Annotated in this window: 14 protein-coding genes and 1 other RNA gene; 6 read left to right on the top strand and 9 right to left on the bottom strand. The window is 51.1% G+C overall.

Features of this window, described 5'->3' with window-relative positions; translation table 11 throughout:
- Window positions 1-12 precede the first annotated feature (12 nt).
- Entirely contained in the window at window positions 13-1,299 is a 1,287-nt protein-coding gene (gene amtB, locus AC6I4B_RS17485) for an ammonium transporter AmtB (protein WP_497772220.1), read from the top strand.
- Between the two features lie 117 nt (window positions 1,300-1,416).
- Here the strand turns inward: amtB and AC6I4B_RS17480 are convergent, their stop codons facing one another.
- The 7 genes from AC6I4B_RS17480 to tesB form a co-directional block, all read right to left on the bottom strand.
- Complete coding sequence (locus tag AC6I4B_RS17480) at window positions 1,417-2,502, bottom strand: fimbrial protein (protein ID WP_497766997.1); 1,086 nt, start codon at window positions 2,500-2,502, stop codon at window positions 1,417-1,419.
- Entirely contained in the window at window positions 2,502-3,092 is a 591-nt protein-coding gene (locus tag AC6I4B_RS17475) for a fimbrial protein (protein WP_497766995.1), read from the bottom strand. Before AC6I4B_RS17475 ends, AC6I4B_RS17480 begins: the two co-directional genes overlap by 1 nt.
- Before the next feature lie 11 nt (window positions 3,093-3,103).
- The gene (locus AC6I4B_RS17470; protein WP_497766994.1) at window positions 3,104-3,655 is read right to left on the bottom strand and encodes a fimbrial protein; all 552 of its coding nucleotides are present in this window, start codon (window positions 3,653-3,655) and stop codon (window positions 3,104-3,106) included.
- 2 nt (window positions 3,656-3,657) lie between these two features.
- Window positions 3,658-6,240, bottom strand: a complete 2,583-nt coding sequence (locus tag AC6I4B_RS17465; RefSeq protein ID WP_497766992.1) for an outer membrane usher protein — start codon at window positions 6,238-6,240, stop codon at window positions 3,658-3,660.
- 39 nt (window positions 6,241-6,279) lie between these two features.
- Complete coding sequence (locus AC6I4B_RS17460) at window positions 6,280-7,002, bottom strand: fimbrial chaperone (RefSeq protein ID WP_497766990.1); 723 nt, start codon at window positions 7,000-7,002, stop codon at window positions 6,280-6,282.
- Between the two features lie 90 nt (window positions 7,003-7,092).
- A complete protein-coding gene (locus AC6I4B_RS17455; protein WP_497766989.1) occupies window positions 7,093-7,647 on the bottom strand; it encodes a fimbrial protein in 555 nt (184 codons plus the stop codon).
- Window positions 7,648-8,210: 563 nt separating this feature from the next.
- Window positions 8,211-9,071, bottom strand: a complete 861-nt coding sequence (tesB, locus tag AC6I4B_RS17450) for an acyl-CoA thioesterase II (protein ID WP_497766987.1) — start codon at window positions 9,069-9,071, stop codon at window positions 8,211-8,213.
- 217 nt (window positions 9,072-9,288) lie between these two features.
- Here tesB and AC6I4B_RS17445 point away from each other — a divergent pair, with 217 nt between their 5' ends.
- The gene (locus tag AC6I4B_RS17445; RefSeq protein WP_497766986.1) at window positions 9,289-9,783 is read left to right on the top strand and encodes a YbaY family lipoprotein; all 495 of its coding nucleotides are present in this window, start codon (window positions 9,289-9,291) and stop codon (window positions 9,781-9,783) included.
- A 30-nt stretch (window positions 9,784-9,813) separates the two neighbouring features.
- On the opposite strand, the gene AC6I4B_RS17440 is transcribed toward AC6I4B_RS17445, so the two are convergent.
- The gene (locus tag AC6I4B_RS17440; RefSeq protein WP_497766984.1) at window positions 9,814-10,125 is read right to left on the bottom strand and encodes an MGMT family protein; all 312 of its coding nucleotides are present in this window, start codon (window positions 10,123-10,125) and stop codon (window positions 9,814-9,816) included.
- Between the two features lie 165 nt (window positions 10,126-10,290).
- On the opposite strand from AC6I4B_RS17440, the gene ffs reads away from it, so the two are divergent.
- From ffs to AC6I4B_RS17425, 3 genes are all read left to right on the top strand, one after another.
- An RNA gene (gene ffs, locus AC6I4B_RS17435) (signal recognition particle sRNA small type) lies at window positions 10,291-10,387 on the top strand.
- 345 nt (window positions 10,388-10,732) lie between these two features.
- The gene (locus tag AC6I4B_RS17430) at window positions 10,733-10,981 is read left to right on the top strand and encodes a hypothetical protein (protein WP_497766983.1); all 249 of its coding nucleotides are present in this window, start codon (window positions 10,733-10,735) and stop codon (window positions 10,979-10,981) included.
- Window positions 10,978-11,193, top strand: a complete 216-nt coding sequence (locus AC6I4B_RS17425; protein ID WP_497766981.1) for a hypothetical protein — start codon at window positions 10,978-10,980, stop codon at window positions 11,191-11,193. Before AC6I4B_RS17430 ends, AC6I4B_RS17425 begins: the two co-directional genes overlap by 4 nt.
- Before the next feature lie 236 nt (window positions 11,194-11,429).
- Here AC6I4B_RS17425 and yczR read toward each other — a convergent pair whose 3' ends face one another.
- Window positions 11,430-12,851 carry a MocR-like transcription factor YczR gene (yczR, locus tag AC6I4B_RS17420; protein WP_497766979.1) on the bottom strand — a complete coding sequence of 474 codons (1,422 nt, stop codon included), beginning with the start codon at window positions 12,849-12,851 and terminating at the stop codon, window positions 11,430-11,432.
- An 88-nt stretch (window positions 12,852-12,939) separates the two neighbouring features.
- Between yczR and yczE the strand changes: the two genes are divergently transcribed.
- Window positions 12,940-13,554: a membrane protein YczE gene (gene yczE, locus AC6I4B_RS17415; RefSeq protein ID WP_497766978.1), complete on the top strand. Its 615-nt coding sequence runs from the start codon at window positions 12,940-12,942 to the stop codon at window positions 13,552-13,554.
- The last annotated feature ends 1 nt before the right edge of the window (window position 13,555 follow it).

The raw sequence follows: 13,555 nt of genomic DNA, 5'->3' as shown, positions 1-13,555 counted from the left end.
GGGCGAGAGATGATGAAAACAACAACGGTAAAAATGGGGTTAGGGGCGCTGGCACTGTTGCCGGGGCTGGCGATGGCAGCACCGGCGGTGGTTGATAAAGCGGATAACGCCTTTATGATGCTGTGTACCGCGCTGGTGCTGTTTATGACCATTCCGGGGATTGCGCTGTTTTACGGTGGCCTGATTCGCGGCAAAAACGTGCTCTCGATGCTGACGCAGGTGGCGGTGACTTTCGCGCTGGTCTGCGTGCTGTGGGTGGTGTATGGCTACTCGCTGGCGTTCGGCACGGGCGGCAGCTTCTTCGGTAGCCTGGATTGGGTGATGCTGAAAAATATCAAAATCACCGACCTGATGGGCTCGTTCTATCAGTATATCCACGTGGCGTTCCAGGGCTCCTTTGCCTGTATCACCGTGGGGCTTATCGTCGGTGCGCTGGCGGAGCGCATTCGTTTCTCTGCGGTACTGATTTTTGTGGTGATTTGGCTGACGCTCTCCTACGTGCCGATTGCCCACATGGTGTGGGGCGGTGGCCTGCTGGCAAGCCACGGGGCGCTGGATTTCGCCGGAGGAACCGTGGTGCACATTAATGCCGCAGTGGCGGGGCTGGTGGGCGCGTACCTGATCGGTAAACGCGTGGGCTTTGGCAAAGAAGCGTTCAAACCGCACAACCTGCCGATGGTGTTTATCGGCACAGCTATCCTCTACTTTGGCTGGTTCGGCTTCAACGCCGGTTCGGCGAGTGCGGCGAATGAAATTGCCGGTCTGGCATTCGTTAACACGGTGGTTGCCACGGCGGCGGCGATTCTCGGCTGGATATTTGGTGAATGGGCGCTGCGCGGTAAACCGTCTCTGCTTGGGGCGTGTTCCGGTGCTATTGCGGGCCTGGTTGCCATTACCCCTGCATGTGGTTTTATCGGCGTCGGTGGGGCGTTGATTCTGGGCGTTATCGCTGGTCTGGCGGGGCTGTGGGGCGTCACCTCACTGAAACGCTGGCTGCGCGTTGATGACCCGTGCGATGTATTCGGCGTCCACGGTGTGTGCGGTATCATCGGTTGTATCCTGACCGGTATTTTCGCCTCAACCTCTTTGGGTGGCGTGGGCTACGCTGAAGGCGTCACCATGGGCCACCAGGTGCTGGTACAGTTGGAAAGCATCGGTATCACCCTTGTCTGGTCGGGCGTGGTGGCCTTCATCGGCTATAAAGTGGCAGATTTAACCGTCGGGCTGCGCGTGCCGGAAGAACAGGAACGCGAAGGACTGGACGTCAACAGCCACGGCGAAAATGCGTACAACGCCTGATAACGGAGTATCGACTGGCTTTCCCTAACTCGAAATTTGCACCTCGTTGGGGAAGTGATAACCGGATGGCGGGTTATTAATCCGGTAATGTGCAGTCAGACATTACCGGATTTAGCCTTACCTGTATGTCGCGCTAATGATGCCCGATGCCGTGAACCGTCCGGGGGTATAGTTATCACAGGTACTTTTGTTACCAGACGTACAGGTGAGCAGGGCGGCCATGGGAATATCTTTTGATGAAACAATACCGCCGAAATTGATGGTTGCTATGGAGGTAGTATCATTAGCTGAAAGATATTTTCGTGGTGAACCTTCGTATGAGACCGCAACGCCTCGTCCTCCTGCCGCAGATGAGCCGGTGGTGGTGTTGGCGAGAATGGATACGTTTGAATCGTCGTAAGTTGTTTTTGTGGATGTCAGCTTTAACGTTACCCCCGAGGCATTCACGCAGCCGCTATTTTTCAAGGTAAAGGTTTTGCGCGGCTTGTCATTGCCAACGTCACCGAAATCAATGGTGCTCGGCGAGACAGATAAATTACAGGTCGGGGTGGTGAATTTAACGGTGAACGATGCGCTATTGACGTTAATTTTGAGCTTCTCTTTGTCGCCCTCATCAAGCGAACCAGCACGGAATGTCCCAATTAAGCCATTTTGCGTAGGGTGGGCATCGCCCACGGCGACGACTTCACCGTATTGCCAGATTTCAATCATTGCGTAGGTAGGATGATCGGTATTACCGTGACCTGAATAGTCGACCATGCGAGTTTCTGTGGTTCCAGTCGGCAGATAAGCTGTCTCCACGTTTGCGATGCGTACTGAATAATATATTCCCTGGATATTTGTTGGCCAAAATGACCTGTTGTATGAGTATCCCTCTCCTTGATAATAACCGGATTTAACGCCTGTCGAATTGGAAGCCTCCGACCATCCGTACCAGTCCGCACCATCATCACCGGTGCCGCACTCCAGTAAAGCAACTTCAATAGCGGGGAATTCGCCCAACCGCGTGAGAGTGGTACTTGACGGATTGAAACTCCCCACTGTCAATGTGCCGGCACTGAGAATTTGAGCCTGATTTTCAGGTTGAAAATTACATTCATAGGCCTGGACCTGATTGATATAAACGCTTAATACCCATAATCCCGTGGAAAAAAATAAATGCATAATTACTGAACGAATATTGATTGGGGTGTCGTTAATCATTATTTATAACTCACGCTGATTTGTACCTGGCTTAATACCCCGCCAGACATAACGATTTTCGAGGTATCAATTTGTTGATAACGGGCTTTAAAGGTGTAATCGGTATACGTAGTGTCGGACCCTTTGTAACTGGCGACGTTTACCGCGGAGGAGTTGTCTTTATTCAGCACATTGGTACTGCCGGAAAAAACCACCACACCGATATTTTCCGCCGCAGACGTTGCCTTTACCCTGCCCGTTGGGCCGATATATTCATTGGGAAAGATTTGATTGCCGCTAAGCTGGGCCTTTTGCGGTTTAAAACTAAGAACTAATGTTTTTCCGGCTGAACCTGAATCACAGCGGGCGCTGACCTTCAGCGGCTGTGTGGCAACATTGCCCGGCGTAATCGCGGATAACCCCGCCCATGCTCCGCCAGCGGCAAACTCACTGGCATTCAGATCGCCGAGATCCACATTAGACGCGGTGATATCGCAGGTCCCGGTGACAATTTCGGCTTGAACCGTTAACGAATTGGTACTGCTGCTGACATCCGACCATGATGGTGGGGAAATCAGTAGCAAAAAAGCCAGCGAATACGGTTTCACCATGATGAACGCTCCTACTGATAGGTGGTAACGAAGGTCAGCGTTGCGTTATAGAGCCCGCTATGCTGTGTCGATGACGCTGATGTTGGTCGTAATAACAGGGATAACGGCAGTTTGCTGTTACCGCGTTCTGTGCTACTCCAGATAATGACCTTATTGTTGAGTGATATTGCCGTATTTAAATCAGCGGTGCGGTATAAGATACCTGCGACGGCCACATCACTTGCGCCCTTCATTTCGGTGGGAAATCCGCTCCAGGTATTACTGGCCGTTACTTTAGTTTGTATCCAGTCCAGTGTTTGCGTGGTTTTTTTACCTGATTGGGTGATATAACAGCCGCTATATTGCAGAGAAAAGTCTTTACGGGTATTGCTTCCCCTGGCTTCTATATCAGCCCAGGTCAGTATGCCAAAGTCGATCGTCTGATTCGTTGCCTGGTTTGAACCCACAACAAGGTTGATGGCGCAGGTTGTTGCCAGCAGATTGGCTTTAAAATTGACCGTGACCTCCGCCGCAGAGGCGGCTGCGCTGTATACACATAGCAAGGCTAATATACGGTTGCGCATCCTTATCTCCTTGAATCCGGCATCTGGCAAACTAACGTATCCAGACGGATGGATTTCCCGATCATCACGGGGTCTTGCGGAATTTGATAGCTGACACCGCAGAAGCTCTGGTTGTCACTGCCCCAGACGACTTTCAACTGTCCACTGCCTGCAATGCCGCGTAAAAATGCCCGACCAGCCTGACCCATGGCGCCAACGGATTCCCCTTGCTCATTCAGTACCGAGGCCCCCAGCGGGATAAAGCTGTTATCGCTACGGCGCAAGGTGACAAAGACGGATTGTCCCGTCTGGGTTTCAAATGAGACTTTCACCACTGCGCCTTCGCGTGGAACCACGGAGGCTGAGGTATTTTTCACTTCAACATCATTTTCCACCGAGCTGAGATCGAGGCCGACGGTATTTTCTGCATACGGCGTGAGGCTGGTGGCGACGGCGTATCCGGCATGATCAATTTCACCATAGCCATTAGTTATCGTTGCCCCGTTAGCACCTTTCGCTTCAACCAACGCAATGGCGGACTGCATACCGATGTTTCCTGGTAAAAGCGTCATCCCTCCGCCGTGCAACAGCAACCCGCCGTTATTGTTTAGCGAATACTGCTGATTGCGATTTTTATCGACACTGGCAGAGAGACTGGTCGTACCTTGAGTCCCGTTGTAAGTGGAATAACCACTCACGGCATATGTGTCTTCCCCGTCAGGGATCTGGTTGCCTGTCGTGCTGAGGCTGTAGTTCCATTTGTTATTCTGGCTACTCCCGCTGGCTGTGCTGGTTATACCATCGCTGCCGGAGAAATCCGTGTTTGCGCTAATGCTCAGATTGGAGAAGACCGGCTGCTGACCTTTACTGTCGTTGCCAAAAGGAATATTGAATCCGATATACAGACTATCATCCCCATCCCCCCACTCGTTGTAGCTACGTTGCAGGGAAATATTCCATGAGATAGAGCCAAACGTATTGCTGTAGCCCAGGGAATACTGTGAGGTTTTGTTTGCACTCCCCCAGTAGCTGGTCCAGGTGCCGCTGAGATAGAAGGAGCCGTAGTCTTCGTTATCGATCATAACGGGCTGGTTAACGTTTGCCTGAAACTCATTCTTCGAGTGGAGGTATTCATTCTGCCAGGCATGGTCACGGCTTGTGTTGTACTCGTCAGCGTAGTCCGCAATGCTATCCTGTAAAGAGATTGCATCGTTGAGTGAGAGGTAATCCTGGGTGCTGTAGCGATAAGCGCTGAGGCTAAAGTTAGTGTTTGTGACTTCCAGAATATTGTTGTAAGTCAGGCGGTAACTCTGGCCTTGCAATATACCAGGGCCGTCAATGGAGGCGCGGGAGTGAATAACGTCAAATGCGATAGCGCCAAGCTGGGTGTTGATTGCAAGACCCAGCATCCCTGCCTGGTAATCACTTTCCATTGCTTGTACACCGCCATACAGGGTGAAGAGGTCACTGAGACCATAATTGCCGTTGGTGGTGATTACCCATGGAGATTCATCCCTGCTGTCATTATCTAATGCCCCGGCAGCAAAATCCCAGTCGACTTCACCTTTCGTCATCAGTTGCGCGACGGAGGCGTAAGGTACGGTAAAGATGCGCTTTGAACCATCAGCCTCCTCGACAGTGACATCCAGATCGGCTCCGTTTATCGCAACGTAATAGTCCTTAAGGGCAAAAGGGCCCGGTGGAACGGTGGTTTCGTAAATAATGCGCGATCGTTGGCGAACCGTGACTTTGGCATTGCTGTTTGCCACGCCATTGATAACCGGAACATATCGACCATCATGGGGATCCATGCGCTTATCGTTATAAAGATGAAGACCTTTTATCCCAACGCTATCCAGCGCTTCACTGCGTGAAGTGACTTGACCTAATTCCATTTGCGCACGAAGGGGCGGTAGGTCGCGCTGTAAGTACAGATCGTAATTATCCCATGTGGCGCTGTCGTCTTTTGTCCAGTTCAGCGCGCCGCTGGAGCGCAAACGCCAGGCACCCAGGTTGACGCCGTAACCTAGCCCCAGATAGCCCGAGTCGGTTGTATCATTTTCATTTTCGCTATGATAACCGCTAAAGTTCCAGGTCAAGAGCGCTGCCGGGATACCGGAATCCCAACGGGAAGGATTGACATAGCCGACTGGATGGCTGACCAAAAAAAGTTGTGGGACAGTGAACATCAAAACCTGTGAATTAGGATCGTAATTGACGCTGGAGGAGGGGTAGTAATCGGGCAGTAAATAACACTGTGCGTCTTCTTTTTTGTCTGCTGACGGTAGCCTGGAAACATCAATATTTGCCTCTTCCAGAATGACTCTGGTTAAGCAGGGGGAAGCATTAGGCGTGTTATTTTCAATAAACCGAACTTGTGTGGTTTGCTGTTGTTCACCGTTAATCCACACAGAAACCGTGTAGATACCCGCCTTCACCGGGTTACCAAGCGCATACTGAGACACATCGATGGTCGATTTCTTACCTGCGTTACCGAAAATAAAGTCGTCGTTGAATTCAACATAGCTTTCGTCAGCTAAAACTGTCCGACAAAAAGCGGCCAATATAAAGGCTGAAACCGTTATCAGACGTGTTGAAATCCCCATTGATACAATCCCTGTATTTACTTTCTGTTTTCTTTATGTCTACTTTCCAGTCGCTTCCACATTACCGCCGTAGTCGTTAACAGCAGTCCATGAAACGGCATCTAACTGTGTTGATGTCAGTGATTTCACCGCATAACGAGCGCTGGAAAATGGTGCGACCATATCAGGTTCAATGCTGTATTTTTTCCCCCCAGAGGTGATGCTGGCTCCCACCAGTGAGACAAAATATGGGGAGTCGTTTTTCGCTGTCGCCCATACCTGTTTGCTTTGATTACTCAGGCTCCATTTCAGGTGCTGAATGGCCTGAACGGGCGAACCTGGAAGCGCTGCCGGGCGATAAAACAGCTTGATGCGTGTTTTAAGCGCTATCTGGAGTTGGTTTGATTTATCGGCATCTTTATTTTTTTGGGGGATCTCAAGCGCATTAAACCAGTAAACACTTTCACGGTCGGTGGGTAAGGGTTGCCCATCCCAGTTTAAACGCACGGTGAGACCTTGTTTAGGATCAACCCGGCTGACTGGCGGGGAGGCAATAAAAGGTACATTTAATGCTTGTGGATCGACATCCTCACGACCGTCATCTAGCCAGGATTGTATTAATAATGGTTGTTGACCCTGGTTTACCATCTTAATTAATGCCTCTTTAGCATCGGAACGGTAAATTATCCGGGTGGCATTAATAACAATACTTGCTGATGATGAATAAGAAAATATAATACAGCTTATGAATAATATTGTTTTGGCAATTTTTTTTATTAACATATTGTCAGCTTTTTTTATTAAAGATTCTGTAACCTCGATTTTATGAGGTTACAGAACACGGATAGGGTGATTTAAAATCAATGCAATCTGTTAAGGGTAGGTTGTTGTAAACGTTGTATTCGCTTTTACTGAACCTAAAGCGGGTGTGCCTGTACCTGAATAGAGATAACCTACGGTGTAGTTAAACACAGCGCCATCGGTATCATCGTAATCCGCTTCGGATTGTGCTGCTGCTGATTGAAAATCGATGATGGTATTGGTTGCGGTATCTTCAACCTGGAAACCTGCATCTTTATCGCCAGATGCGTCGGTATTTAATAGCGCCTGAGTTGTGCTGTTATAGCCGCCTGCCGTTGAAAATTGACCTTTTATTTTGCTACCGGCGACCACTGATGCAGCGCAGTTTTTGACGCTTATCGCGAAGCTGGCTTTCTGCGCTGGGCTGCTGGTGGCTGCTTTCATGGCCGGAACAGTAATATCAGTGAGTGTAATCACTTTGGATGCGGATCCCCCATCAATGGTGACATCGCAGGTTGAGTCGGTGACATTTCCCACAAAATCAATGTTTGCTGAGTCAGCAGCCTGAGCCTGGATGGAGACTCCTGCAACCAGGACGGCTGCTGCACTTAAATAGCGAAGTTTCATGTTAATTCCCTTAATTTTTACTGTGATATTTTATGAAGGCTTTGAAGGATACCTTTGATTTATTATTTTGTAGGTGATTTCTCTTGTGGAAAAATACTTTTAAGATTTTGTTTAGATGGTTTGACTTGATTTGCGCCCTGTGAACGTCTATTTTTGTTGTTCTTTTAATTTAATTTAATCTTATTTTTTTGTGATGCTGGTTGTAGTTGTTCTTGTAATATTAGGAGGGTGGAGGGGGCGTTTGATGGTGATTACTCATTTATTTCTTTTTTATTGCTCGGTTATTTCGTGGTGAATTGATAAAAAAGTCATGTTTTAACCTGGGCGGTAATAAATTTTAATTGGCAATATACTCAAAATAATTCGAGTTGCTTGAAGGCTGCCAACCCCAGGTAACTTGAAGTGTGACGGGGATACATTATTGGTGTGGTGATACTTGGTTTATCGGTAGGGCTTTCTGCGGTTAAACATCACTAGCGACTGAAGTGTCATGCCGTTCCGGTTAAATGAACGGCATGATTTCTACGGAGTTATAGCCTAATGGGATAGGCTCTAAGGGGAGCTTAACCGCGATTACGCATCACCCCTTCCTGTACCGTCGAGGCCACCAGTACGCCGTCCTGAGTGTAGAACTCACCGCGCACAAAACCACGCGCGCTAGAAGCAGAGGTGCTCTCTACGCTGTACAGCAGCCATTCATTCATGTTGAACGGGCGATGGAACCACATGGAGTGGTCGATGGTTGCTACCTGCATTCCCGGTTCAAGGAAGCCGACGCCATGCGGCTGTAGCGCCACCGGCAGGAAGTTAAAATCAGAGGCGTAGCCCAGCAGATATTGATGAATATGCAGGCAATCCGGCACTGCGCCGTTAGCGCGGATCCACACCATGCGGCGCGGTTCGGCGACGTGGCCTTTCAGCGGGTTGTGGAACTCCACTGGGCGGATCTCCAGCGGCTTATCGCAGAGAAACTTCTCTTTGACCTGTGGCGGCAGCAGATGCGCCAGCGAACGGGCGATATCAGTCTCAGACGGCAGGCCGTCCGGCGACGGGGCGGTTGGCATGGTTTTCTGATGCTCGTAGCCGGACTCAGGAGCCTGGAACGACGCCGTCATATAAAAAATAGGTTTACCATTCTGGATTGCCGCGACACGGCGGGCGCTAAAACTGTTGCCGTCACGCAGCACTTCTACGTCGTAGATAATCGCTTTTTGACTGTCGCCAGGGCGCAGAAAATAGCTGTGAAAAGAGTGGACCAGGCGGTCGGCGGGAACCGTCTCTTTTGCTGCGTATAGCGCCTGGCCGACAACCTGACCGCCAAAGACCTGACGCAGGCCGAGGTCTTCGCTTTGACCGCGAAATAGCCCCTCTTCAATTTTTTCCAGATTCAATAACGTCAGCAGATTGGATAGCGCTTGGCTCATTAGTACCCTCTATAATTTTACGGTCACAACGGCGGTGAATCCTTCCAGTATAACGCAGTTTCGCGAGTGGTCCGATGGGTGCAATTATCTGAATAGTGGCTTCTTTGTAGGTATATATGTGAAATCTGTGCCACACTTAAGCGGTTATGTTTGTTAAGGCGTTGTCACTCAATGGGGAAATTTGGCCTTACTTGAGTGAGCGAAAAGGAGAATGCTAATGAAACTCGTGCCGATCATAAGTGGTTTGGCGGTTGCACTGACCCTGGCGGGCTGTGCGCAGACGCACCAGCAAAGTCAGAATCAGACACCTGCACCAGAAGCAGCCACCGCAGCGGTTCAACAACCGAATGTCTCCGGTAATGTGTGGATCCGTCAGAAAGTCGCGCTGCCGCCTGATGCCGTGTTGACGGTAACGCTGTCAGACGCCTCGCTGGCTGATGCACCATCGAAGGTGTTATCGCAAAAAGTAACGCGAACAGAAGGGAAACAGGCGCCGTTTACCTTTGCGCTGCCGTACAACCCGGCAGATATTCAACCGAAGGCTCGCATTCTGTTGAGCGCTGCAATTACCCTCAACGGCAAACTTATCTTTATCACCGATACGGTGCATGAAGTGATAAACCAGGGCGGCACTAAAGCTGACCTGACGTTGGTTCCGGTACAGCAAACGCCAGTACCGGTTCAGGACTCTGCACCCGTTCAGGTTCCGTAACCTTCCAATGCCCTCCCTTGCGAGGGCATTTTAATCTCGCCAGCGATACTTCTGCATATCAATTTTGCCACTCCCTGAAACCTGCACGCCTTCAGCCAGCAGCGCCTGACGTTGACGCTGGAGATCGGGGCCGGTCAACGAGATAATTCCGTGACGATTAACCACCCGATGCCACGGTAGCGTTGAGCCTTCTGGCAGGCGTTTTAGCACCCCGCCCACCTGGCGCGCCGCACGTGGAGAGCCAGCGAGCCTGGCGATATCGCCATAAGTGGTGACATAACCTTCCGGGATTGCCGCAACGATTTGCCACACCCGTTGGGGAAAAGAGTCTAAAGCGTCCATAGTATGTTCCTGAAAACGGAACCCTCAGCATAATCAGCCCGATGGCCGCTGTGAAGGGGCGATTGCGCAAGAATCCAGCAGGTGGAAGCGGATAGCTTGCAATTACCTGTCTCAGCAGTGATAATGCGCCAGCGCGTTGGGTAACAACGCTCTCAATGGGGGCCCTGTTGGTTCTCCCGCAACGCTACTCTGTTTACCAGGTCAGGTCCGGAAGGAAGCAGCCAAGGCAGATGACGCGTGTGCCGGGATGTAGCTGGCAGGGCCCCCACCCAATTCTGGGCCTGAAAATCTCCCCTTAAAGCCTCTGCACGCAATATCAGCTTCTTAAGCTCAGCCCTTTAACCCTGTTGTTTATGACGTTATTAAAATCATCCATTCCACGAATATTCATCAATCTGTAATGCAGCTGTCATAAATCGTATTTAAATTACCATTGGGTATTTATATCACTCACGGTGGTATAAATATATTTGTGGAATGTGTGGTTTGTTTCATGTATTAGTTGTTACAGAAATAATACATCAAACTTTTTTGGCCGCGTTCATCTATAAATTCTGTTAACACAAATCTGTGTACGGGATGACGCGTCGTGACGGGAAGGGGCAATATGACAGTCGCAGTGCTCAACGTAAAAATTGATGAAACAGTAAAAGAAAGGCTTCGTCATTATGCTGAAGCCAACAGTCTGACGTTAAGTGCCGCAACGGAAAAGCTGCTGCTTATCTCATTAGCGACGGAAGAGGGGGCGGGTGTGGGTGAGGAAGACATCGATAGCCAGCATACTGAAGAAGATGTTTCAGCATTTACACCTAAAGAAATCAAAGCATTACGCAAACTTCTGAAGAAGAGAAAATGAAACAGCAACCGTCAATCGCCTGTAATTACAGTGAAGCCTGCGATCTGTTACGCTCGGGCTACGTAAAACATGTTCTTCTCAACTGGAATGTTGGCAGCGATGAGTTCTTTCGCATCGCCTCTGACTGGTGTGATACTGGGGCGAAAATAAAAAAAGAAGGCGAATCTTTTGTCATTTCCCTAAAAGGCTTCCCGATTCCGCCACAGCATTAATATATATCAGATTATTTGATTTTCTTCTTACAATTCAAATTACGGATGATATTTTGTAGGCCTGGTAAGGCGTTGCAGAGATATTGCCGGATGGCGTGATGCTTATCCGGCCTACAATCCGTATATATGCAGCTTGACGCATGACGAGTATATACTCTTTAGCACTAGTTTATTTCACTAAGGAATATCGTAAAACTGGTTAGAGGTGCTTTTGGAAAATCACATTTCCGCTGCAATTAAATTATTTTTCGTCGTTTAGTGACATCATGCTGGCCTGCAAGCTCCGCCCATAACGGCTGTAATGTGCAAAATGCCTGCCGCAGCGTCTCGTCGTCCAGCGTGAAGGGGATGCGCAAATTGCGCTCGCCGCCTGCAAGATTAAAACGTGTACCAACGCCAAGATGAATGGCGCTTCCCTCGGCGCGCGCGGCAAAACGTGTCGCCATCATTTCCGGCAACTCGACCCAGAACGATAACCCGCCCTCCGGCAGTAGAAACTTCCACTGAGGGAAAAACTCGCGCATCAGTGTTGCACACATATCACGTCGCGCTTTCAACTGCCGCCGCCGCTCGGGTAACAGCGTGTTTTCATTGTCCAGCAGCCAACAGGTAGCCAATTGCTCCAGCAAAGGTGAGCCTAAATCCAGCGTGTCGCGGGTTTGAATCAGCGCGGCGATCGTGCGTGAAGGCGCCCGAAGCCAGCCTAAACGTAAACCGCCCCAAAAACTTTTGCCCGTTGAGCCGACGGTAATCACCGGTGCATCACGGTTAAATGCCGCCAGCGGTGGCGGTGGTGGGGCGTTGTACCATAAATCGACCATCGTTTCGTCAACGACCAACGTCGTGCAGGTGCGTGCTGCGATATCGGCGACTTTCTGCCGCGTTGCGCTATCCATGCACTGCCCGGTCGGGTTTTGAAAATCGGGCATCAGATACGCGAGACGCGGCGCAGTTTGCGCAATGATCGCAGCCAACCCATCGGTGTCCCAGCCGCTGTCTGGCAAAGGCAGGGCGACGGGGCGGCACGATGCCCCTTCAATGGCGGAAATAGCCAGTGGATAGGTTGGCGTTTCAACCACCACGCGATCGCCAGGCCCGGTGAGATAGCGCAGGATCAGCGCCAGCCCGCTCACGGCACCATTGACCAGCATAATTTCATCCGCCGTGGTGGGCAGCCCGCGCGCGCTGTAACGCTGGGCAATCGCCTCGCGCAGCGCCAGCAGGCCGTGTTGATCGTAACCCGTATCAGCAAGATGAGCGGGTAGCATGGCGAGCGCGTGACTATAGGCCTGGTGAATCTCGGCTCCGGCAGCCAATGCGTCGGTGGATAAATCCAGCGTTGGCGTGGTGGACATTCGTGGTGCGCGCTGATACCCCTCGGCGGAGAGCGTCACCGTGGATCCGCTGCCCTGACGACTTTGCACATAACCTTCTTCGCGCAACTGCGCCAGCGCACTGGCGACGGTAGTGCGGCTAACGCCAAGCGCGCTGGCGAACTCGCGTTCTCCCGGCAGGCGGCTGTCCAGTGGCAAACGGCCATCCAGAATCAATAGCCGTAGTGCATCGGTTAATTGTCGCCATAGCGGCGTGGGGGACGCACTTTCCTGCCAGTGGCCCAGCAGGCGAACTAAAGAGGGTGTAGCAGAGCGACGACGCATGGGAGCAGTCCACTTTCTGATAACTGGTCATTAATCATAATGCCATTTTTGATGATGATGGAAGCCCAAACGATAGACAGAGGTTTTTATGATTCGCCGACTGATTCAGCTCTATTTTGGATTAATCCTTTATGGCGTTTCGACCGCCGTGTATGTGCGCGCCAATCTGGGGGCTGACCCGTGGAACGTGTTTCATCTTGGCGTTGCCGGTTTAACCGCGCTCGACATGGGGGTAGTGATGATCCTCACCGGTGTGGCCGTCTTGCTGTTGTGGATACCGCTGCGCCAACGCCCCGGTCTTGGCACTATCAGCAATGTGATTGTGCTGGGGCTGGCGGCAGATGCCACGCTGGCGATGATGCCGCCGCTGGAGTCGCTATGGCTGCGTGGCGCGCTGTTGGGAATGGCGGTGCTATTAAACGCGCTGGCGACCGGGATGTACATTGGTGCGGGGTTTGGCGCAGGGCCGCGTGATGGGTTGATGACCGGCATTCATGCCCGCACCGGTTGGTCGATCCGCTGGATTCGCACCACCATTGAGCTGTCGGTGTTGGGCATTGGTATGCTGCTGGGCGGGACATTTGGTATTGGCACGGTATTGTATGCGCTGGCGATTGGCCCGCTTATTCAGCTTTTCCTGCCGTGGTTCCAGCTACCGCGCACGGCACAGCGCAGGCCGCTGAAAGCCGAGCTGCCATCGTGAT

This window comes from Kluyvera fluvialis, assembly GCF_059725275.1.
Note: the sequence above shows the minus strand (reverse complement) of the source record. Positions and strands in the feature narration are given on the sequence as shown.

Coding starts and splice junctions, on each gene's coding strand:
- tesB (WP_497766987.1), bottom strand. CDS start 9,071: ATGAGCCAAGCGCTATCCAATCTGCTGACGTTATTGAATCTGGAAAAA.
- AC6I4B_RS17445 (WP_497766986.1), top strand. CDS start 9,289: ATGAAACTCGTGCCGATCATAAGTGGTTTGGCGGTTGCACTGACCCTG.
- AC6I4B_RS17430 (WP_497766983.1), top strand. CDS start 10,733: ATGACAGTCGCAGTGCTCAACGTAAAAATTGATGAAACAGTAAAAGAA.
- AC6I4B_RS17455 (WP_497766989.1), bottom strand. CDS start 7,647: ATGAAACTTCGCTATTTAAGTGCAGCAGCCGTCCTGGTTGCAGGAGTC.
- AC6I4B_RS17465 (WP_497766992.1), bottom strand. CDS start 6,240: ATGGGGATTTCAACACGTCTGATAACGGTTTCAGCCTTTATATTGGCC.
- AC6I4B_RS17425 (WP_497766981.1), top strand. CDS start 10,978: ATGAAACAGCAACCGTCAATCGCCTGTAATTACAGTGAAGCCTGCGAT.
- yczR (WP_497766979.1), bottom strand. CDS start 12,851: ATGCGTCGTCGCTCTGCTACACCCTCTTTAGTTCGCCTGCTGGGCCAC.
- AC6I4B_RS17470 (WP_497766994.1), bottom strand. CDS start 3,655: ATGCGCAACCGTATATTAGCCTTGCTATGTGTATACAGCGCAGCCGCC.
- yczE (WP_497766978.1), top strand. CDS start 12,940: ATGATTCGCCGACTGATTCAGCTCTATTTTGGATTAATCCTTTATGGC.
- AC6I4B_RS17440 (WP_497766984.1), bottom strand. CDS start 10,125: ATGGACGCTTTAGACTCTTTTCCCCAACGGGTGTGGCAAATCGTTGCG.
- AC6I4B_RS17475 (WP_497766995.1), bottom strand. CDS start 3,092: ATGGTGAAACCGTATTCGCTGGCTTTTTTGCTACTGATTTCCCCACCA.
- AC6I4B_RS17460 (WP_497766990.1), bottom strand. CDS start 7,002: ATGTTAATAAAAAAAATTGCCAAAACAATATTATTCATAAGCTGTATT.
- AC6I4B_RS17480 (WP_497766997.1), bottom strand. CDS start 2,502: ATGATTAACGACACCCCAATCAATATTCGTTCAGTAATTATGCATTTA.
- amtB (WP_497772220.1), top strand. CDS start 13: ATGAAAACAACAACGGTAAAAATGGGGTTAGGGGCGCTGGCACTGTTG.